Origin of the sequence: Paracoccus xiamenensis, assembly GCF_011308835.1 — a bacterium.
Classification (GTDB): domain Bacteria; phylum Pseudomonadota; class Alphaproteobacteria; order Rhodobacterales; family Rhodobacteraceae; genus Paracoccus; species Paracoccus xiamenensis.
Window position 1 is genome coordinate 129,669 of sequence record NZ_JAAOHY010000003.1, and the last position, 20,099, is coordinate 149,767.

Here is a 20,099-nt window from a genome sequence, read left to right on the forward strand (position 1 = left end):
GTCCTTTACAGTTTGGGGTGCTGCCGAACTTGTGCCGCAAAGCGCAGCCAGTCCTTGCCGGCTTTTTGCGTCCAGGCCGCTTCGGCCACGGCCGGCAGGCGCGGGAAGACCATATCGTTGAACCAATCCACGGTGGTGAAATGTTCGCACCAGATGCAGGATTGGATACCACGCATCTGGTCGCGCAGATCTTCGGGGAAGTCGCCCTCGGCCTCGTACCCATAGGTCTGTTCCGGCGGCACTGGCCCGGCCCAGCCGGCGCCGTTTTCCAGCCAGTCAGGACCCTGCACCATATCCATGTAATAAGCCTGACCGGGCGTCATCACCACGTCATAGCCCATCCGCGCCAACTCGATCCCGACCTCGGGGTTTTCCCATGCCATCAGCAGGGTGTTTTCAGGTTCGACCCCGCCGCCATGGGCCAGTTCGTTCCAGCCGACCAGCACCTTGCCGTGCCGGTTGAGGATCTGCTTGATCCGGCGGGCAAACCAGCTTTGCAGCTCGAACGTGCCGGCCAGCCCCTCACGCTGCATCAGGACGCGGGCGCGGGGCGATTCCAGCCAGGCGTTTTTCGCCACCTCGTCGCCGCCGATATGGAAATGCTTTGAAGGGAAGATTTCGACCAACTCGCCGATGATGGTTTCCAGCACCTCGAAGGTCTCAGGGATGCCAGGATTCCACGAATTGTTGGGATAGCCCTGGACCGGCTGATAGCTGTCCGGCGTTTCGTCGGGATCGACCAGGAAGGGCAGCGCGGCCAGCACGCAGGCGGCATGGCCGGGGGTCTCGATCTCGGGCATGACCTCGATGCCCAGGGCGTCGGCGCGGGCGACGACCGCGCGCATCTGATCCTGAGTATAGAAGCCGCCGCGATCCTCTGGCCCGTCGCCAAGCTGGGGCAACATGCCGGGCCGGGCGTAACCACGCGTGGCGCCGGCATCGGTCAGTTCCGGATAGGCGCGGATCTGGGCGCGCCAGCCCTCGTCATCGGTCAGGTGCCAGTGGAAGACGTTCATCTTATACCAGGCGAGGAGGTCGACCACCCGCAGCACCTGATCGAAGGTCCAGAAATGGCGCGAGCAATCCAGATGGCTGCCGCGCCAGCCGTAACGCGGCGCGTCCTCGATGCGGCCGGTTTCGGGGAAGCGCAGCTCATGGTCGTGGAAGGCGCCGTGCAGCATCTGCGCCAGCGTGATCAGCCCGAACCGCCGACCGGCCTCGGCGCTGGCGGTGAGAGTGATGCGGTCGGGCGCGAAATCGAGGCGGTAGCCTTCGGCCGGAATGCTGGCATCCTCGGCAAAGGTCAGTTCCCGGCTGCCGGGTGCGGGGCTGATCTGAAACAGTTTTCGCGATGCAGGGAACAGGCGGGCATGCAGCGCATCGACCGACAGCATCAACCGTTGATCTGCGCGCGAGGCATCCCCGGCATGGATCAGCACCGGCGCCGGTCCGGGCTGGCCGTCGATCGCATTGGGCCAGGGGATCGCGGCAAAAGGCAATGTCAGGCGACCTTCGGGCAGGCGCGGCGGCGGCAGGACTGGCACATCGGCGCCGTGGACCAGATCGCCCACCTGCACCGGCAGGTGCTGGCCGGTTTTCAGCGTCACCCAGGCGGTCTTGGCCGCATCATTGCGGTGGAAGGGTGAACGGTTCAGCCCCTCTGCCTGAAAGCGCCAGCGCGCGCCGGGGGCCAGGCGCAGCCCCTCGGGCGGGGCGAATTCATGGAAGTTCGCGACCCGGCGGACCAGCCGCGCGCCGTCCAGCCGGTGCTCTGGCATGATCCGGGTGATCGTGGTCAGCGACAGGGTGAAATCCGCCAGTTCTTCCTCGGACAGGTTGATGAGGGTGACGGTCCAGCGGCCATCGGGCTCGGGGAGTGGGCCCCAGGCATTTTCCAGAAACAGGGTCATTGCAGGCTCTCAATAATCGTCGGATTGGCTGAAGGTGCGCGCCAGCGCAGGGATGCCGGCGGTCAGCCCACAATCAACCGGCAGCACCACGCCGGTGATTGCTGCTGCCAGCGGTGAGGCCAGAAAGCCCACTGCCTCGGCCACGTCTTCAGGGGCCACGATGCGGCCAAGCGCATAATGTTCGGCGGCCTGATCGAAGACGGCGGGATTGGCGGCAGCGCGCGATTCCCAGGCGCGGGTGCGGACGGTGCCGGGGGCGACCGCATTGGCGCGGATGCCCTTGCCGCCATATTCGACTGCGATCATCCGCGTCAGGTGGATCATCCCGGCCTTGGCCGCCGAATAGGCGGGATGGCCGAACACCCCCATGCCGTTGACCGACACGATATTGACCACCGATCCACGGTTTTCCGCCAGCTGATCCGCCAGCGCCGAGAAGACATAATAGGCCGCGTCGAGGTTCAGCGCCCGGTCGGCCTGCCAGCTGGCCGGATCGGTCGCCTGCAGGCTGACCCCTGCCGCCGCACCGGCATTGTTGACCAGCGTGCTGATGCCGCCTGCGGCCGCTGCCGCCTGTGCCAGCGCCGTGCAGCTGGCCGGCTCGGTCACGTCCACCGCCACCGCTGTGCAGGCCGGGCCGATCTCGGCCGCAACTGCCGATGCCGCCGCCAGATCGCGGTCAGCCAGCATCACCCCATCGTGATCACGCAGCAGCCGCCGCACAATGGCCTGCCCGATATCGCCCGCCGCACCGGTCACCAGTGCCAATCTTGTCGTCATGACCTTCTCCCGTTTACCCGCGGCCAATTCTGTCATGCGCCGGGGCGGCCACGAGGCCCCGGCCCCCGATCAATCCCCCAGCAACTGACGATCGTCGCCGTCGCGATGCCGGATGAGCTGTTCCTTGATCCCCCGCAGAAGCTTGGCCGAACGGCTGCGGTCCTCGTAGGCCACGAGGTTCGCCAGAATGTCGACCGCCGCCAGGAAGGCATAGCGCGTCGACGAGGCGCGGAAGATGTTCTGCCCTTCAGGCAGGTTGACACCGATCACCACATCGGCGGCCTCGGCCACGGGGGAACCGCGCTGAGTCAGCGCGATGGTGGTTACGCCACGCTCGCGCAGCAGCGAAAAGCAGCGCACCAGTTCCATGTTGCGACCGGTCAGGGACGATCCGAATACCACCGCCCCCTGCTCTGCCGCCGCGGCCAGCATCAGGTTCATGCCGTGATCGTTCGAGGCGGTGATCCGGCAGCCCAGTCGAAACAGCCTGTTATGCAGCTCGTTCACGATCATCGTCGAATTGCCACCGGCCCCGAAGGCATAGATCATCGGCGCATGCACCAGCAGTCCGGCTGCTTTCGACAGCGCCTGAAGGTCCAGGCCGCGATGCATCTCGAACAGGGCGTTCTGCGCCTTGGTCACGATATCCTCGGCCACTTCCGCCGGAGTCGAGGTGACCGATTCCGGCCGCAGGTAGCGCAGGCCGACATAAGCACTTTTGGCCAGCTGCACCTTGAAATCCGAAAACGAGGCGCAGCCCAGCCGGCGGCAGAACCGCGTCACCGTTGGCGGCGACACGCCGGCCCGGGCGGCGATTTCGGTGATCGAGGCATTGGTGGCGAAGCTTACATCTTCCAGGATCGAGGCCGCCAATTTGCGTTCCAGCGCCGATACCAGCCCCGATTCGTCGCTGAGCGCCGCGATCAGGTCCGGCGGGCCCATCGCGGCCGGTGTGTCCCCCGTAACGTCCGGTCTCTCGCTCATGCGGACCTCCCCCTTGTCATCGCGGTGACGGTGGCCAATCAGCCGAAGCGCCAATCGACAGAAATTTATTTTCGTCTACGCTTGACATCAAGCCGGATTCATCGCGAATATTCCAGAACTTTCGCAACATGACTGAAAAAATTTTCACGAAGGTACCCGATGCCCAGTGATCGTGACCCATTCAAGAACCCGTTCCCGCCGACCGATACAGATCGGCGCGCGATCTGGCAGATGCTGGTGCCGCGCGACATCGACGCCTTTGTCAGCGCCGACTGGGACGCCGTAGCCGGGGATTTCGTCACCGCGAACTTCACCGGAATCAGCGGCAATTTCCAGCCCGATCCGCAGGGCTATACGCTGGCTTTCCCGACGCTGGACGCATACCGCCGCGAATGGCTACGTCAGGCGCAGGACTTCGTGGCCGAACGCGACGCCGGCGCCTTTGCCGGCGATCCGCGCGACGGGATATTCGCCGCCACCCGGCTGGAGGAAATCGAAATCGACGGCGACGCCGCCATGGTGCGCAAGAAGTTCGACGGCCAATTGGCAAAATCCGACGGCAGTTTCGAACGGATGAACTGGCAGACCCTGTATATCTGCCGGCGCGAGGACGGGCGGTGGAAAATCGCCGGCTTTGTCGGCTATCTGCCCTACCGCACGGAATGACGATGCGTATCTTCACCGCCGCCCTGGCGACCGAGACCAACACCTTCTCGCCCATCGTCATCGACCGGCGCGGCTTCGAGGATTCGCTTTACGCCCCGCCGGGCCATCACCCTGAAACGCCCACGCTCTGCACCGCGCCGATCACTGTAGGGCGCAAGGTCTGCGCCGAAAAGGGCTGGGAACTGATCGAGGGCACAGCCGCCTGGGCCGACCCGGCCGGGCTGGTGTCGCGCGGCGCCTACGAAGGCCTGCGCGACGAGATCCTGGATCAGCTGCGCGCCGCCATGCCGGTCAATGCGGTGGTACTGGGCCTGCATGGTGCGATGGTGGCGCAGGGCTATCTCGACCCCGAAGGCGACATGCTGACCCGCATTCGCGAGATCGTCGGCCCCGACATCCTGCTTTGCGCCGAACTCGACCCGCACAGCCACCTGACCGCGAAGCGGGTCGAAGCGGCGGATTTCTTCGTCGTCTTCAAGGAGTTTCCGCATACCGACTTCGTCGACCGGGCCGAGGATCTGTGGCGCATCGCCGTCGACACGCTGGAAGGGCGTGTACGCCCGGTGATGTCGGTTTATGATTGCCGGATGATCGACGTCTTCCCGACCTCTCGTGAACCGATGCGCAGCTTTGTCAACCACATGATCGAACTGGAACAGGCCGATCCGCGCATTCTATCGCTGTCGGCCATCCATGGCTTCATGGCCGGCGACGTGCCGGAAATGGGCACGAAGACAATCGCCGTGACCGATGGCGATGCGGCTCTCGGGGCGGAACTGGCGGCGGATCTGGGCCAACGGCTTTACGCCAATCGTGGACGCCACCTGATGCCGGTTCTGGACGAACAGGCGGCCGTGGCGCAGGCCATGGCGGCGCCTGCCGGGCCGGTGGTAATTGCCGATATGTGGGACAATCCCGGCGGCGGCACGGCGGGCGATGCGACGGTGGTGCTGCACGAGTTGCTGGCGCGGGGTGCGACCAGTGTGGCCATCGGCACCATCTGGGATCCAATCGCCGTTCAATTGTGCATGGCCGCCGGCGAAGGCGCTGAAATGCCGCTTCGCTTCGGCGCAAAATCCGCGCCCCATACTGGCGCACCGGTTGATGCGCTTGTCCGCGTGCAGCGGGTGAACCCCTCGGCAGAGATGCGCTTTGGTGACAGCCTCGTGCCCTTCGGCCCCGCCGTACGCATCGCCATCCTGACCGAAACCGGCGCCGAAACCGGGATCGAGGTGATCCTGAACACCGTCCGGGCGCAAAGCTATGACCCCTCGCTGTTCACCGCGCTTGGGATCGACCCGCTGGCCCGCCGCATTCTGGTCATCAAGTCGACCAACCATTTCTACGCCGCATTCCAGCCCATCGCGACCGAGATCATCTATTGCTCGGCCGGCCGCCCCTATCCCAACGATCCCGCCACCACGCCCTACCGGCTGGTGCGCAAGGACATCTGGCCGCGCAGCCAGAACCCTTTCGGAGACGCGACATGACCTTTCCCTGGCCTGCCCCCGGCACCCCCCTTTCCGAGGTCCCGACCCCCATGCCGGTCATTGACGAGGACCGGCTGGCCGCAAATATCGCCCGTGCTCAGACCTACATGGCCGAACACGGCCTGTCCTTCCGCCCGCATATCAAGACCCACAAGCTCGCTTCGGTCGCGCAGGTGCAGCTGGATGCGGGCGCGGTCGGGATCAACTGCCAGAAATTGACCGAGGCAGAGGCCTTCGCCGATGCCGGTTTCGATGACATCCTGATCACCTATAACATCCTCGGCCCGGCGCGGCTGGCGGGCCTGCGGGCGTTGAACGACCGGGTGGCGCGGCTGACCGTCTGTGCAGACAGCGCGTTCACGGTCGAGGGCTATGCCGAAGCCTTTTCCTCGACCGCCAAACCGCTGGCGGTGATGATCGAATGCGATACCGGCGGCGGTCGGGTCGGCGTCCAGACCCCGCAGGCGGCAGCCGATCTGGCGGCCATGATCGTCGCCCAGCCCGGTATGCGCTTTCAAGGCCTGCTGACCTATCCGGCAGTGGGGGGCGCGCAGGCGGTCGAGGCCTTCCTGGCCGAGGCGATGGCCCTGCTGGACGCGCAGGGCATTGCCTGCCCGGTTCGGTCGAACGGGGGCAGCCCAGATCTGTGGAAGGCGCATCTGGTGCCCTCGGCCACGGAACATCGTGCCGGCACCTATGTCTATAATGATCGTTCGATGGCGCGTGCCGGCGAATGCGGCACGGATGATCTGGCCATGCATGTACTGGCCACGGTCGTCGCCCGCCCGACGCCCACCCGCGCGGTGCTGGATGCAGGGTCGAAAGCGCTGACCTCGGACCTGCTGGGTTTTGCCGAATTTGGCGAAATCGAGGGGCTGCCCGGCGCCCGCATCGTCTCTCTGTCCGAAGAACATGCTGTGGTCGATCTGTCGGACTGCACCGGCACGCTGCCACAGATCGGCCAGCAGGTGCGGGTGATCCCGAACCACACCTGTGTCGTCTCAAACCTGTTCGACCGCATGGTATTTCACCGCGGCGGCGTGGTCACCCGGGTCGAGCCGCTGCTGGCCCGCGGCACCGTCTGGTGAGGCCCGGCATGACGCTTTCCATCATCCGCGCCGAGCGGATTTTCGACGGCCATCGCTGGCACGAGGACGCAGCCCTGCATCTGGACGCGGGCCGCGTCACGGACATCACCCCCGCAGCCGCCGCGCCGGATGCACCACGCGCGCCCGGCTGGATCGTGCCGGGGCTCGTTGACCTGCAGGTGAACGGCGGCGGCGGCACCATGCTGAACGACGCTCCGACGCCGGAAGGCATCGCCCGGATTTGCGCCGCCCATGCCGGGTTCGGCACCACCGCGACCATGGTCACGCTGATCACCGACCAGCCCGAAGTGACGCGCAGCGCCATCGCGGCCGCGCGCGAGGCCGCAGGCCAGCCCGGCCTGCTGGGCCTGCATCTTGAAGGCCCGCATTTCGACCTCCGCCGCAAGGGCACCCACGAACCGGCACTGATCCGGCCCATGAGCGAAGACGACCTGATCACCCTGATCGAGGCCGCGCGCGCCCTTCCCCATCTGATCTGCACGCTCGCCCCTGAGGCGGCCACCACCGACCAGATCGCCGCGCTGGCTGCGGCCGGTGCGGTCGTCAGCCTCGGCCACAGCGATTGCAGCCATGAACAGGCGCGGGCGAGCTTTGACGCCGGCGCGCGCATGGCCACGCATCTGTTCAACGCCATGAGCCCGCTGACCCATCGCGCCCCCGGCCTGACCGGTGCGGCGCTGGATGATGGGCGCGTCTGGGCCGGGCTGATCGCCGATGGCATCCATGTCGACGACGCGGCGCTGCGCATCGCGCTGCGCGCCAAGGCCGGACCCGGCCGGATGTTCCTGGTCTCGGACGCGATGTCGACGATCGGCACCGACCTGCCCGGATTTCAGCTGAACGGACGGCAGATCTTCCGCCGCGACGGGCGGCTGACGCTGGCCGACGGGACGCTTGCCGGGGCGGATATCGCGCTGATCGACGCGCTCCGCCACATCCACCTGAGCCTCGGCCTGCCGCTGGAAGACGCATTGCAACTGGCGGCGCTGTTCCCCGCCCAGGCGGTGGGCGCCGGTGACATCGGGCACCTCGCCCCCGGGGCTCGCGCCGATTTCGTGGCACTGACGCCAGAGATCACCGCCGCCGCGACCTGGATCGGCGGCAGGCAGGTTGCCGCCGCATGATCCTGTGTTTCGACATTGGCGGCAGCGCCATCAAATCCGCCTATGCCTATAGCCCCGACGACGTTCGCCCGCAGGACCGGGTGCCGACGCCGGGAACCGACTTCGACGCATTCATCAGGGTGCTGAACGACGCCATCGCCGCCGCGCCGGTTTTGCCTGAACGGGTTGCCATCTCTATCGCGGGGGTGGTCGATCCTGACACCGGCGCCGCGCGGGTGGCCAATATCCCCTGCCTCAACGGACGAAAGCTGCACGCCGATCTGGAACAAGCGCTTGGCCTGCCGGTCGATCTGGCCAATGACGCCGATTGCTTTGCCCTGGCAGAGGCCACAGTCGGGGCCGGGCGCGGGCATGAGGTCGTCATGGGCGTGATCCTTGGCACCGGCATCGGCGGCGGCGTGGTGGTGCGCGGCCAATTGCTGAATCTCGCAGGGCTTTCTGGCGAATGGGGCCACGGCCCGGTCGCCCAACGCGTGCTGGGCAACCCCGAGATCACCCTGCCCGCCTTTCCCTGCGGCTGCGGTATCACCGGCTGTCTTGATGCCGTATGCGGCGCCCGTGGGCTGGAAATGCTGCACAGCCACCTGCACCCTGCCGAGAGCCGCGACACCCACGCCATCATCGCGGGTTGGCAGGCCGGAGATGCGCCCGCGGCGCGCACCATTGCGATCTGGATCGAACTGCTGGCCGGCCCCCTTGCCATGGTTCAGAACCTGTTGGGCGCTGGCGCCATGCCGGTCGGGGGCGGCCTGTCAAACGCGACCGGGCTGGTCGCCGCGCTGGATCAGGCCGTGCGCGCGCAGACCTTGCGCCGAATCGACCGCCCGCTACTGGTTCCGGCGCAGTGCCGGATCGAGCCCGGACTGGTCGGCGCAGCCGTTCTGGGGCTGTCCCGCAGCGCCGCAGAGCCCGCCGAGTGACGGCAAGCACCTCGGATATGAAAATTAATTACATCAAACCTTGCGTCAATGCGCAGAAAATCTTGACGAGACCGGGTAAAACGGTCAGTCTAGTGAAAATGAATTTCTTTGGGGTGGGAGGCTCTGAATGAAGGTCGCCATTATCGGGCTTGGGTACCGGCTGGGTTATCTGGGTCATGTTTTCACCGAGATGGACCCTGATTTTCAGATCGTGGGCTATTACGATCCTGCCCCCGCCGGACTGGCGACACTTCAGGAACATGGCATCTCGCCCGGCATCAGCCACGATTCGCCCGAGGCACTGATCAAGGCCGGTGGCTTCGATCTGCTGATGATCGGCTCGCCCAACCACCTGCACCTGGACCATATCCGCATGGGTCTGGAAGCGGGCGCGAAGATCTTTTCGGAAAAACCAATCGTCGCCAGCATCGAACAGACCTATGCACTGGCGGAGCTGATGGGCCGTTACGGACATGACCGGCTGTTGGTCGGGCTGGTGCTGCGCTATGCGCCGCTTTACCGCGACCTGCTGGCCGCGCGCGATTCGGGGCAGCTGGGCCAGATCGTCTCGGTCGAGGCGGCAGAGCATATCTTCCCCTATCACGGCGCGTTTTTCATGCGCGACTGGCGGCGTTATGAAAAATGGTCCGGCAGCTTCATGTTGGAAAAATGCTGCCACGACCTGGACCTGTATAACGGTCTGATCGGCGCGCGGCCCCACCGCGTGGCCAGCTTCGGCGGGCGCAAGACCTTCGTGCCGGCCAATGATCCGCGCCGCGACGGCATCAACGATATGAGCCTGTATCACCGCAAGCCCTCGGGCTGGAACGGGTCGGACAAGGTCTTCGACACCGATGCCGACATCATCGACTATCAAGTGGCCATCGTCGAATATGAGAACGGCGTCGGCATGAACTTCCACACCAACCTGAACGCCCCCGACCAGTTCCGCCGCTTTGCCGTCTTCGGCACCCGCGGCCAGGCTGAGGGCGATTTTATCCGCGGCTTCCTGAACGTCACCGACGTACTGTCGGAAAAACGCATCGACGAACGCCGCTATGAAGCGACTGCCCTGTCCCAGCATTACGGCGCCGACGAACAGATGGCGGCCGAGGTGGTCGACCATGTGATGAAGGACGGCCCCCTGCCCGTGTCGACCCTGCAAGCGCTGGAAGCCGGCCTGCTGGCGCTGACCATGGACGAGGCCCGCCGCAGCGGTCGGGTCATCGACATGAGCCCGATCTGGGACCGCTACGACAACGCCCTGATCCGAAAGGCTGCCTGAGCAATGACCACTTCCCGATCCGCCATGATCTTCGCCTGGGCGCTGTTGGCGCCGGCGATCCTGTATGTGCTGATCATCGTCGCTTGGCCTCTGTTCGAGACCTTCCGGCTATCGTTCACGGACGCCTCGCTGCGTAAGATCACCAATTACGTCGGCTGGCGAAACTACGAGAAGATCTTCAACGAGACCTTTCTGACTGTCATCGGGCGGACCTTCATCTGGACCTTCTTCTCGGTCCTGCTGAAAATGGTCATCGGGATGTGCGGCGCCGTGCTGCTGAACGCGGCAGTGCCGGGGCGCAACCTGTTCCGCATCCTGACCATGCCGCCATGGATCGTGCCCATGGCCATCGGCATCTTCATGTGGGGCTGGATGTATAACGGCCAGTTCGGGATGATTTCAGGCCTGCTGCAACGCTTTGGCCTGACCGATGGGCCGGTCGCCTTCCTGGCCTATGGCAACACCGCCTTCTGGGCCACGATCGTGACCGATGTCTGGATCGGGGTGCCGATGGTGACCATCTACTTCCTGGCCGCCATGCAGGCGATCCCCAAGGATCTTTACGAGGCCGCCTGGACCGATGGCGCCAGCCGCTGGACGCGCTTTCGCCGCATCACCCTGCCGCTGATGTCGCCTGCGATCATCACCATGTCGATGCTGTCGCTGATCGCCACGTTCAACAGTTTCGACATCATCTGGATCCTCACCCAGGGCGGTCCTTCGGGGCAGACCACGACCATGATCATCGACACCTATCAGGTCGCCATCGGATCCAAGAAGTACGGCGAGGGCGCGGCGCGTGCGGTGGTGATCTGCATCTTCCTGTCGCTGTTCTGCATCGCTTATTTCCGCATCACCCGGCGCCTGCACGCCACCGAGAAAGCATAAGGGGGCGATTATGGCCATGTTCCGCAACGACAACACCCCCATGATCGACCGCTATCGCTGGTGGGAGATCGCACTGATCTACTGCGGCATCTTTGCCTTCCTGTTCTTCCTGCTGTCCCCCTTCATTGAAGGTTTCCTGGTCAGCCTGAAGCCGCTGTCGCAGCTGTTTTCCTCGCCCTACCGGTTCTGGCCGGAAAACGGGTCATTCGCGGCCTATTTCTCGATGTGGGAAACCGTGCCGGGATTTGCGCGCTATATTTTCAACTCCTTCCTGATCTCGACCGTGGCCACGGTGATCGTGCTGCTGTTGGTGGTGCCGGCCTCCTATGCCTTCGCGCGCTTCCGCTTTCGCGGCATGGGGCTGGTTCTGGCGGCCTTTCTGGCGGTCAGCATGTTCTCGGGCGCGGTGCTGCTGATCCCGCTGTTCCGGCTGATGCGGACGCTGGGGCTGCTGAACACCTATTGGGCGATGATCGTTCCGGGCGCGGCCTTCCTGATCCCCTCGGCGATCTGGCTGCTGCGCACCTATATGATGCGCATCCCGCCCGAGCTGAACGAGGCGGCCTATATGGACGGTGCCAGCCAGTTCTACACCTTCCGCCGGGTGATCCTGCCGATTGCGCGCCCGGGCATCATCGTTGTCGCCATCGTCACCTTCATCGGCGCCTATTCGCAGCAGTTCATCTTTGCGCTGACCTTCAACTCCAAGACCGAATACATGCCGCTGCCGATCGGGCTTTACGCCTTCTTCGGCAAGCAAGACGTCGTCTGGAACGAGCTGATGGCCGCCAGCTTCGTGGGCATTCTGCCCGCTCTGGTCATCATCTTCTTCCTGCAACGCTATCTCGTCGGCGGGCTGACCGCAGGCGCGGTGAAACAATAAACCACTAACCAACCGGGAGTCTGCAACGTGAATAACAACCTCAAACGTAGTCTGATCGGGCTGGCTTTGGCCGGCACCACCGCTCTGCCGGCAATGGCCGCCGATATCAGCTGGATCTATTGCGGCGACCGGCTGGACGCGGCGCATGAAAAATACATCGCTGAATGGAACGCCGCCAATCCCGACGATCAGGTCAAGCCCGAGGTCGTCGGCTGGGCGCAGTGCCAGGACAAGGCCACCACGCTGGCCGCGGCCGGAAGCCCCGCCGCCATCGCCTATGTCGGCTCTCGCACGCTGAAGGAATTCGCGCTGAGCGACCTGATCGTGCCGGTGCCCATGACGGACGAGGAAAAGGCCAGCTACTATCCGAATATCGTCGACACCGTGACCTTCGACGACACGCAGTGGGGCGTGCCGATCGCGTTTTCGACCAAGGCGCTGTACTGGAACAAGGACCTGTTCACCGAAGCCGGCCTTGACCCGGAAAAGCCGCCGACCACCTGGGCCGAAGAAATCGAATTCGCCAAGACCATCAAGGAAAAGACCGGCAAGGCCGGCTATGGTCTGTCGGCCAAGACCTTCGATAACACCATGCACCAGTTCCTGCATTGGGTGTACACGAATGACGGCAAGATCACCGATGCCGAAGGCAATATCGCAATCGACAACCCGCAGGTACTGGCCGCGCTTCAGGCCTATAAGGACATCACCCCCTATTCGGTCGAAGGCCCCACGGCTTACGAACAGAACGAGATGCGGGCGATCTTCCTCGACGGTCAGGTCGGCATGTTGCAGGCCGCTGTCAGCACCGCGTTCCTTGCCAATGACACCGATATCAACTGGGGCGTCGCCGATCTGCCGCTTGGTCCCGACGCCAAGGGCAAGGGCACGCTGATGATCACCGACAGCCTGGCCGTGTTCAAGGATTCGGGCGTCGAGGACAAGGCAATCGAATTTGCCAAATACATCACTCAGCCGAAGATCCAGGAAGAATACGAAGCCGCTGGCGCCGCCGGCCTGACGCCGCTGCGCCCCGGCCCTGCGGTCGACAAGCTGCTGGCCGACGCGCCTTACTGGAAGCCCTTCGTGGACGGTATCGAATTCGGCGGCCCCGAGCCGCTGTTTACCGACTACAAAGGTCTGCAGAACGTGATGATCGAGATGGTGCAATCCGTCGTCACCGGCTCGGCCGAACCGCAGGAAGCGCTGACCAAGGCGGCCGGCGCGCTGGAAGAATATAAGTAAGGCAACCTACGGCCCGGTCGCATCTGCGGTCGGGCCATTGGTAGCGACATGGAAGGAAAATAGCTTGGGCCAGCTGACGCTTAAGAACATCGTGAAAAAATTCGGCACCATCGAGGTTGTCAAAAGCGTCTCGCTCGAGGTCGAAGACGGCGAATTCATGGTCTTCGTCGGCCCCTCGGGCTGCGGCAAGTCCACGCTGCTGCGCATGATTGCGGGGCTGGAACATACCAGCGGTGGCGACATCGTCATCGATGGCAAGCGGGTGAACGATCTCGCCCCGGTCAAGCGCGGCATTGCGATGGTGTTCCAGAGCTATGCGCTCTACCCGCATATGTCGGTCTATGAAAACATCGCCTTCCCGCTGCGGGTGGAGCGAGCACCCGAGGCCACCATCCGCGACAAGGTCGAGGAAGCGGCAAAGATCCTGCATCTCGATCAGCGGTTGGAACAGAAGCCGGGGATGCTGTCGGGCGGGCAGCGCCAGCGCGTCGCCATCGGCCGCGCCATCGTTCGCGATCCCGAGATTTTCCTGTTCGACGAACCGCTGTCGAACCTTGACGCGGCTTTGCGCGCCGACATGCGTATCGAGCTGACGCGCCTGCACAAGCAGCTGGGCGCGACGATGATCTATGTGACCCACGACCAGGTCGAGGCGATGACCATGGCCGACCGGATTGTGGTGCTGAACGCCGGCTATATCGCGCAGGTGGGCGCGCCGCTGGAACTGTATCACAAGCCCCAAAACACCTTTGTTGCAGGCTTTATCGGCAATCCGCGCATGAACATGTTGCCGGTCACCGGCACCAAGGTCTCGGCCGAAGGGGTCGAAGTGGACTTTCAGGGTCAGCGCCTGCTGATCCCCGTCGCAGGCCACAAGGCCGTGGAAGGTGCCCCCCTGACGCTGGGGATCCGGCCCGAACATATCCAGATCGGCCGGGGCGAGGCCAACATGACCGTCACGCCCAATGTTGTCGAACAGCTGGGCGCGCAAACCATCGGTTATGCCCCCCTGCCCGATCGCGAGGAGACATTCTGCTTCGTGCTGCCCGGCACGCAGACGGCGGCGGATGACAAGCCCGTCGAGGTCAGCTTCCGCGCCGCCGACTGCCACCTGTTCGACGCCGACGGCCAGGCACTGGAACGGACTGGCAGCTTCAGCTGAAGCCGCTGGTCAGGCTGATCCTGACAACACTGCGCCGGGGCGGGAATGGTCACCCCGGCCCGGCGCGGTCAGTTGTAAAATTTGTGATCGGTTTCGGCCACGGTGCTCATCATGCTGAACATGCTGATGACGGCGCTGAAGTTCTGATGATCGATCATCCCCGGTTCCAGCGTGAACCTGGCCATGCGTCCGGCGATCAGGTCCGGCTCGGCGATGGCGTTATTGCGCGCGTAGACGGGACGACTGGTATAGTCGTCGAACAGCACCACCGTCTTGCGGCGAATGCCCAGAGCCACCGCTGCAAGACAACCAAGCCGCAGCCTGCCGTCGATCAGTACCACGTCGGGGTGGCGGAAATGCGGCTCTGACCAGATCGCGGTTGCATAGCGGCTGAACTGCCGCCAATTGGCCGCATCCAGCGGCCGCCCCCATTTTCCCGTCGGGCCGACATCGACATGATAGACGACGGCCGGCGAGGGAAGCTTGCGAGCATAAATCTCCTGCTGAAGACGCAGCGCCCAGTCCTGATCGCTTTCGACGCTGAAGATCAGCTTGCTGGGCAGTGCAGATGCCTGGGCCGTGCTGCTGCCGGAGCCATATTCAACAATGACATCCGCATTCCGGTAACATTCGGTCAGAAGATTATTCTCTTCGACTGGCATGGTCGGCGCGAGCCAGTCAGCTTTCTCCATCCGAATTACGGTTCCTCCTCCTAGAACCGCCGGGTTGCGGCGAATACTGGATTTGGCATGTAACCCAGAGTATACGCAAGCAGAACCTTCATCGCGTGGGACGCCGACCATGATCTGCTCACCGCGTCACCGACAAGAACAACAAGCAGTAATCGGAAGCAGCGCCATGGCCCAGGAAAATCCACTTGCTCACTCGCTTGGTGCCGGCGCGCGTGCGGTTGATCCGGATTTCCTGAACTGGAATCTGCCCGACGGGGATGTCGGTCCGTGGCTGCATCATGCGCCGCTGCTGTTCACGCTGCTGCATCAGTTAGAGCCGGCGAATGTACTGGCGATATGCGAAGCGGATTCTGCGCTGCCGCAATTGCTGCGCGCCTTGCCGAACACACTGGACGACAGAACCCCGGTCGCCACGATCCAATTGGACCCGGCAACAGCAGAGGATGACGCCGAGCCCGACAGCGAAGTACAGGCGGACAGTGAAGGCCAGGCGAACAGGCTGAAGGCGGAACTGGAAAACCTGCCAGACAATATCTTCAATCTCATCCTGATCGACCTGCCACTCACTGCCCCCTTGATTACTGTCATACAGGGAGAGCCCCTTGCCCGCGTATCCAGCCAAGGCGCAATAATGGGCCTGCACGGTGGCGACCGCACGCCCGAGGGAAAACAGCTGGCGGTCAATATCCGGCTGACCCAACCGCACCTGACCATAGCCGACGGCGTGGGTCTGGTCGTCTTTCCGACCGCCGATGATATCCAACCCCTGCAAGCCGCCAACAGCCAATTGGGGATGCTGCGCAGCTTGGGGCGCGCCTATAGCCTGATCGGGGCAGAGCGCCGCAAGAACCAGGCCGACACTGATAACCACAAGGAAATGCTGGCCAGTTCTCGCAAGCGGCAAACGCAACTTGAGGATACCAACAAGAAGCAGACAGAGCGTCTGCTGGAACAATCCGCCAAGCTCAGCGATGCCAATCGCGCCATTAACGCACTGCCCGCCCAGCTGGATACCGCGACCGTGCAATCGGCACGCGCCAGAATCGAAAAGCTGGGCGACAAGGCGGCTGGCGGGATCGACGTACCCGCAACCGTCATCCGCCTTCTCGACGCGATTGACGCCCTGCGCGGCCAGACGGATCAGGCAACCGCCGAGCGGGACGAAACGGTGAAAGAGGCGCAGGCCGTCATCGCCCAGTTGCGGATCAAGGAAGCCGAACTGCTGAAAAGCAGCCACGCCGTCGGACGCATGACGCAAGAGCTGGCCGGGCTGGCGCTGGTTGTGGAATCCTCCACCTCGGATATGGCTGAACTGCGCAGCATCGCCGCCCGCAAGGTCGAGCTGGAGACCGAGAACCGCAAGCTGCAAACGCAGCTGGCCGAAGCCGGCACCCGGCAACGCAAACTGGAAAAGCAGGTCAACGACTTCGCTAACAGCACGTCATGGCGGATCTCTGCGCCGATCAGGGCCGTCGGAAAGATTTTGCGCCGACGCTGATCCGGTTGACGCCGGCGCGCGGGGAGTTTTTTCGCACGCCTGACCTTTCAAGATCCGCGGCGCGGCGTCAGGCAGCGCCCTCCAGATCGGTCGGGTGATCGGCCGCCAGTGCCCGGACGGTCTGGCGCATCCATGCCTCGAACCCGGTCGCGCGGGCGGGAAAGCTGTCGCGAGACTGGGTCGCGGGGTCGGCCTCGATCGCAGCGCTGATGCCGCCGCCCATCCCGTCCGCCAGGAACGAGATATTGAACCCATCCCCCGGACCCGCCGCCAGTACATGGCGCGTTGCGACCAGACCCGGAAAGCGCGGCGACGCGAAGGGCATCACGTTGATCAGCGGCGTAAAATGGAAGCGGTGGCCGGCGCCCAGCCCGCAATCGCGGGCCATTTCCTCGATCCGGTAACGGCCATGCCGGCGGTGGCGGCGCAGATCCTTGGCCAGTCGTGCCAGCAGCGCCTCCAGCGGCTCATCCGGTTGCGGGGTCACAATCAAAGGCAGGATGTTCACCACCATCGCTGGAATATTGGCGCTGACACTGCCCATACGGCTCATATAGGGCAGCCAGATCGGCAGCGGCGTCTGCGATGCCGCGCGGTCGGGATCGTGCAGCGCCAGCCAGGCGGCCGAAAGCAGCGTCAGCGTATCGGCCCAATTCAGCCGCAGCAGTGCCGCTGCCGCCTGAAGATTGCCTTCAAATTCCGCGCCGGGAATGAAGGCGGCGCGCATGGGCGGAATGCCATAATCCTCGGCCCCCTTGCGCAATACCGGCAGATCGGCGCGCAACGGAAAAAGCTGCTCCTGCCAATAGGCGCGGTCCTTCGCGCAGGCGGCGCCGGCGTGATATTCCGCATCTTCAGCCAGAAACGCCGACAGCCGGCCGAACGGAGCGCCGGGATCGTCGCCGCCGATGGCTGCCGCATACAGCCGGGCGACGCGCCCCTCAATCAGCGACATCCCGAAACCGTCAAGGATCATGTGATGGCCGCGAAAATACCAAAGCCAGCGGTCATCGCCCAGCCGCAGCAGCATCTGCGCTGCCAGCGGCTGGCGGCGCAGGTCCAGCACGGCATCGATATCTGCGCGCATGATCCGGCGCGCCTCGGCCCATGGGTCAGCCGCGCTGCGCAGGTCATGGCATGCCAACAGCGGAATGCGTGCCGGATCGACGCATTGCCGGACGCTGCCATCCGCGGCCTCTTCAAAGCGCAGCGCCAGCGTATCGGCCTCGGCCACGGTCTGATCCAGCGCGGCGATCAGTGCGCCTTCGTCCAGCTGGCCCTGTAATTCCAGACAATGGGCGACGGTGGAAACGGGCTGATCGGGGTGAAAAACAAATTCTTCCCAGAAATCCATCTGCCCCGCGGTCAGCGGGTGCCAGTCAACTTGTTCTTCACGCATTTCCAATAGCCTGTTCTGCGGAGGTGGGCGCGCTCGGCGCCAATCTGCCTACCTTGCTTGACAATTGCCTAGAAAATTACTCAGTTATTTGCGCCAGTCAATTCGATGCCTGCCCCGCCAGACCGCACCGGCAAGATTTTGCAACAATGCCTTGAGGACTTCGTGCCAATCGAATTCACCCCATTCCCGCCACAGCTGGCGGCCCATTACCGTGCGCGCGGCTATTGGATCGACCAGCCGCTGACCCGCGCGCTGGATACGCAGGCCGCCGCCCGCCCCGAGGCAATTGCCATGATCGACGGTCCGCACCAGCTGACCTATGCCGAAGTCGCGCGTCAGGCTGCCGCCATGGCCGACCGGCTGCGGCAGCAAGGGTTTGGTCCGGGCGACCGGGCGGTGGTACAGCTGCCCAATTGCACCGAATTCGTCATCGTCTTCCACGCCCTGCTGCGCGCCGGAATCGCGCCCGTGAACGCCATTTTCAGCCATCGCCAGCTGGAAATGACCAGCTATATCGACCAGTTGCGTCCTGCTTTGCTGATCGGCGACCGCGGCCACGAACTGTTTGCCGATGATCGTTTTCTGACCGCCATTGACGCCCAAGGGATCCGTCCGGCGCAGGTGATCCTGCGCGGCGAGACGCTGGCCGACTGGCTGACTGACACAACCGAACCCGCACAGCCGGCGACACCGACCGCGCCCGACGAGGTCGCCTTTTTCCAGCTTTCCGGCGGCAGCACCGGCACGCCCAAGCTGATCCCGCGCACACATAACGATTATGACTACAGCATCCGCGCCAGCGCCGAGATCTGCGGCCTGACGCCCCAGACGCGCTTTCTGTGTGCGCTGCCGGCGGCGCATAACTTTACCCTCAGCTCGCCCGGTATTCTGGGGGTGTTTCACGCCGGCGGCTGCATTGTCATGGCGCCCAGCCCGGAACCCGCCGCCTGTTTCGAGTTGATTGCCCGGTACCGGATCGACCTCGCGGCGTTGGTGCCCTCGGCGGTGCAGCTTTGGCTGACCCATGCCGAAAGCCATGGCGCGCCTGCGCCGCTGCGGCAGCTGCTGGTCGGCGGCGCAAGCTTTGCCCCCACCACTGCCGCACGCGTCCCGCCGGTACTGGGCGCGGCGCTGCAACAGGTCTTTGGCATGGCCGAGGGGCTGGTGAACTATACCCGCCTCGGCGACGATCCTGATACAACCTTCACCACCCAGGGCCGCCCGATCAGCCCCGATGACGAGATCCGCGTCCTGGATCCCGAAACGGGCCAGCCCGCCCCCGATGGCCAACCCGGCGCATTGGCGGTGCGCGGCCCCTATACCTTCCGGGGCTACTATCGCAGCCCGGCGCATAACGTACAGGCCTTTGATGCGGATGGGTTCTACCATTCGGGCGATTTGGTGGTCCGGCGCCCCGACGGCTATCTGCGCGTCGTCGGGCGGATCAAGGACCAGATCAATCGCGGTGGCGAGAAGATCGCCGCCGAGGAGGTCGAGGCCCTGCTGCTGCGCCATCCCGCCATCCGGCAGGCTGCGCTGATCGCCCTGCCCGACGCCACCATGGGCGAGCGCAGCGTGGCCTTCATCGTCAGCGCCGAGCCGCTGAAACCCACGGCGCTGCGCCGCCATCTCAGCGGCTTGGGGCTGGCCAGCTATAAGCTGCCCGACCATTTCCGCAGCCTCGACGCGCTGCCCCTTACACCCATCGGCAAGACCGACAAGCGCCGGCTGCGCGCCCTGCTGACCGAAGAAGACCACAATGAAGGAGCCCTGACATGACCCAATCGCTGGACCGCGCCTGGCTGGACGCCCAGATCGCCCTGATGGTCGAAGATGACGACGAGGTTGGCCCCGATGAAAGTCTGGTCCTGTTCGGGCTCGATTCGATCCGGGTGATGGAATTCGCCAGCCTGCTGAAGACCCACGGCATCACCGTCAGCTTCGAGGATCTGATCCGCCTGCCCACCCCCAACGCCTGGTGGACCCTGATCGAGAGCCGCCGCCCCGTCGCCGCGTGAATCTGTCTGCGCCGCGCCCACCGCGTGAGGCATGGCCGTGCCTGCA

Annotated in this window: 18 protein-coding genes; 13 read left to right on the plus strand and 5 right to left on the minus strand. The window is 64.3% G+C overall.

What is annotated here, in order from left to right; all coding sequences use genetic code 11:
• Positions 1 to 5: 5 nt before the first annotated feature.
• The 3 genes from G7044_RS09060 to G7044_RS09070 form a co-directional block, all read right to left on the minus strand.
• Positions 6 to 1,910: a beta-N-acetylhexosaminidase gene (locus G7044_RS09060; RefSeq protein WP_166328129.1), complete on the minus strand. Its 1,905-nt coding sequence runs from the start codon at positions 1,908 to 1,910 to the stop codon at positions 6 to 8.
• Positions 1,911 to 1,919: 9 nt separating this feature from the next.
• Complete coding sequence (locus G7044_RS09065) at positions 1,920 to 2,690, minus strand: SDR family oxidoreductase (RefSeq protein ID WP_166328131.1); 771 nt, start codon at positions 2,688 to 2,690, stop codon at positions 1,920 to 1,922.
• Between the two features lie 69 nt (positions 2,691 to 2,759).
• Positions 2,760 to 3,674 carry a MurR/RpiR family transcriptional regulator gene (locus tag G7044_RS09070; protein ID WP_235931229.1) on the minus strand — a complete coding sequence of 305 codons (915 nt, stop codon included), beginning with the start codon at positions 3,672 to 3,674 and terminating at the stop codon, positions 2,760 to 2,762.
• 159 nt (positions 3,675 to 3,833) lie between these two features.
• On the opposite strand from G7044_RS09070, the gene G7044_RS09075 reads away from it, so the two are divergent.
• The 10 genes from G7044_RS09075 to G7044_RS09120 all read left to right on the plus strand — a co-directional run bounded on the left by G7044_RS09075 (position 3,834) and on the right by G7044_RS09120 (position 14,446).
• On the plus strand, positions 3,834 to 4,340 hold the full coding sequence (locus G7044_RS09075; protein WP_166328133.1) for a hypothetical protein: 507 nt from the start codon (positions 3,834 to 3,836) through the stop codon (positions 4,338 to 4,340).
• Positions 4,341 to 4,342: 2 nt separating this feature from the next.
• Positions 4,343 to 5,830, plus strand: a complete 1,488-nt coding sequence (locus G7044_RS09080; RefSeq protein WP_166328135.1) for a M81 family metallopeptidase — start codon at positions 4,343 to 4,345, stop codon at positions 5,828 to 5,830.
• Positions 5,827 to 6,918: a D-TA family PLP-dependent enzyme gene (locus G7044_RS09085; protein WP_166328137.1), complete on the plus strand. Its 1,092-nt coding sequence runs from the start codon at positions 5,827 to 5,829 to the stop codon at positions 6,916 to 6,918. The genes G7044_RS09080 and G7044_RS09085 overlap by 4 nt, the downstream gene beginning before the upstream one ends.
• Before the next feature lie 8 nt (positions 6,919 to 6,926).
• A complete protein-coding gene (nagA, locus tag G7044_RS09090) occupies positions 6,927 to 8,063 on the plus strand; it encodes an N-acetylglucosamine-6-phosphate deacetylase (protein WP_166328139.1) in 1,137 nt (378 codons plus the stop codon).
• The gene (locus G7044_RS09095; RefSeq protein ID WP_166328141.1) at positions 8,060 to 8,983 is read left to right on the plus strand and encodes an ROK family protein; all 924 of its coding nucleotides are present in this window, start codon (positions 8,060 to 8,062) and stop codon (positions 8,981 to 8,983) included. Before nagA ends, G7044_RS09095 begins: the two co-directional genes overlap by 4 nt.
• Before the next feature lie 127 nt (positions 8,984 to 9,110).
• Positions 9,111 to 10,268, plus strand: a complete 1,158-nt coding sequence (locus G7044_RS09100) for a Gfo/Idh/MocA family protein (RefSeq protein WP_166328143.1) — start codon at positions 9,111 to 9,113, stop codon at positions 10,266 to 10,268.
• Between the two features lie 3 nt (positions 10,269 to 10,271).
• Positions 10,272 to 11,156, plus strand: coding sequence for a carbohydrate ABC transporter permease (locus G7044_RS09105; RefSeq protein WP_166328145.1), 885 nt, complete (start codon positions 10,272 to 10,274; stop codon positions 11,154 to 11,156).
• 10 nt (positions 11,157 to 11,166) lie between these two features.
• Positions 11,167 to 12,039, plus strand: a complete 873-nt coding sequence (locus G7044_RS09110; RefSeq protein WP_235931230.1) for a carbohydrate ABC transporter permease — start codon at positions 11,167 to 11,169, stop codon at positions 12,037 to 12,039.
• Positions 12,040 to 12,066: 27 nt separating this feature from the next.
• Complete coding sequence (locus G7044_RS09115; RefSeq protein WP_328803833.1) at positions 12,067 to 13,284, plus strand: extracellular solute-binding protein; 1,218 nt, start codon at positions 12,067 to 12,069, stop codon at positions 13,282 to 13,284.
• A gap of 64 nt (positions 13,285 to 13,348) precedes the next feature.
• Entirely contained in the window at positions 13,349 to 14,446 is a 1,098-nt protein-coding gene (locus G7044_RS09120) for an ABC transporter ATP-binding protein (protein WP_166328147.1), read from the plus strand.
• A gap of 68 nt (positions 14,447 to 14,514) precedes the next feature.
• On the opposite strand, the gene G7044_RS09125 is transcribed toward G7044_RS09120, so the two are convergent.
• Positions 14,515 to 15,249, minus strand: coding sequence for a hypothetical protein (locus G7044_RS09125; protein WP_166328149.1), 735 nt, complete (start codon positions 15,247 to 15,249; stop codon positions 14,515 to 14,517).
• 55 nt (positions 15,250 to 15,304) lie between these two features.
• Here G7044_RS09125 and G7044_RS09130 point away from each other — a divergent pair, with 55 nt between their 5' ends.
• On the plus strand, positions 15,305 to 16,636 hold the full coding sequence (locus G7044_RS09130; protein ID WP_166328151.1) for a hypothetical protein: 1,332 nt from the start codon (positions 15,305 to 15,307) through the stop codon (positions 16,634 to 16,636).
• A gap of 67 nt (positions 16,637 to 16,703) precedes the next feature.
• On the opposite strand, the gene G7044_RS09135 is transcribed toward G7044_RS09130, so the two are convergent.
• Entirely contained in the window at positions 16,704 to 18,035 is a 1,332-nt protein-coding gene (locus tag G7044_RS09135) for a condensation domain-containing protein (RefSeq protein WP_166328153.1), read from the minus strand.
• Positions 18,036 to 18,197: 162 nt separating this feature from the next.
• On the opposite strand from G7044_RS09135, the gene G7044_RS09140 reads away from it, so the two are divergent.
• Together G7044_RS09140 and G7044_RS09145 are read left to right on the plus strand one after the other, a co-directional pair.
• Positions 18,198 to 19,814 (plus strand): (2,3-dihydroxybenzoyl)adenylate synthase, encoded by a 1,617-nt coding sequence (locus G7044_RS09140; protein WP_328803834.1) that lies wholly within the window; start codon positions 18,198 to 18,200, stop codon positions 19,812 to 19,814.
• Positions 19,811 to 20,053 carry a phosphopantetheine-binding protein gene (locus G7044_RS09145; protein ID WP_166328157.1) on the plus strand — a complete coding sequence of 81 codons (243 nt, stop codon included), beginning with the start codon at positions 19,811 to 19,813 and terminating at the stop codon, positions 20,051 to 20,053. Before G7044_RS09140 ends, G7044_RS09145 begins: the two co-directional genes overlap by 4 nt.
• The last annotated feature ends 46 nt before the right edge of the window (positions 20,054 to 20,099 follow it).

Bases quoted from the DNA above. Each gene is read 5' to 3' on its own strand.
- nagA (WP_166328139.1), top strand. From the start codon at position 6,927: ATGACGCTTTCCATCATCCGCGCCGAGCGGATTTTCGACGGCCATCGC.
- G7044_RS09065 (WP_166328131.1), bottom strand. From the start codon at position 2,690: ATGACGACAAGATTGGCACTGGTGACCGGTGCGGCGGGCGATATCGGG.
- G7044_RS09125 (WP_166328149.1), bottom strand. From the start codon at position 15,249: ATGGTCGGCGTCCCACGCGATGAAGGTTCTGCTTGCGTATACTCTGGG.
- G7044_RS09130 (WP_166328151.1), top strand. From the start codon at position 15,305: ATGGCCCAGGAAAATCCACTTGCTCACTCGCTTGGTGCCGGCGCGCGT.
- G7044_RS09135 (WP_166328153.1), bottom strand. From the start codon at position 18,035: ATGCGTGAAGAACAAGTTGACTGGCACCCGCTGACCGCGGGGCAGATG.
- G7044_RS09095 (WP_166328141.1), top strand. From the start codon at position 8,060: ATGATCCTGTGTTTCGACATTGGCGGCAGCGCCATCAAATCCGCCTAT.
- G7044_RS09060 (WP_166328129.1), bottom strand. From the start codon at position 1,910: ATGACCCTGTTTCTGGAAAATGCCTGGGGCCCACTCCCCGAGCCCGAT.
- G7044_RS09110 (WP_235931230.1), top strand. From the start codon at position 11,167: ATGGCCATGTTCCGCAACGACAACACCCCCATGATCGACCGCTATCGC.
- G7044_RS09105 (WP_166328145.1), top strand. From the start codon at position 10,272: ATGACCACTTCCCGATCCGCCATGATCTTCGCCTGGGCGCTGTTGGCG.
- G7044_RS09085 (WP_166328137.1), top strand. From the start codon at position 5,827: ATGACCTTTCCCTGGCCTGCCCCCGGCACCCCCCTTTCCGAGGTCCCG.
- G7044_RS09070 (WP_235931229.1), bottom strand. From the start codon at position 3,674: ATGAGCGAGAGACCGGACGTTACGGGGGACACACCGGCCGCGATGGGC.
- G7044_RS09075 (WP_166328133.1), top strand. From the start codon at position 3,834: ATGCCCAGTGATCGTGACCCATTCAAGAACCCGTTCCCGCCGACCGAT.
- G7044_RS09145 (WP_166328157.1), top strand. From the start codon at position 19,811: ATGACCCAATCGCTGGACCGCGCCTGGCTGGACGCCCAGATCGCCCTG.
- G7044_RS09100 (WP_166328143.1), top strand. From the start codon at position 9,111: ATGAAGGTCGCCATTATCGGGCTTGGGTACCGGCTGGGTTATCTGGGT.
- G7044_RS09080 (WP_166328135.1), top strand. From the start codon at position 4,343: ATGCGTATCTTCACCGCCGCCCTGGCGACCGAGACCAACACCTTCTCG.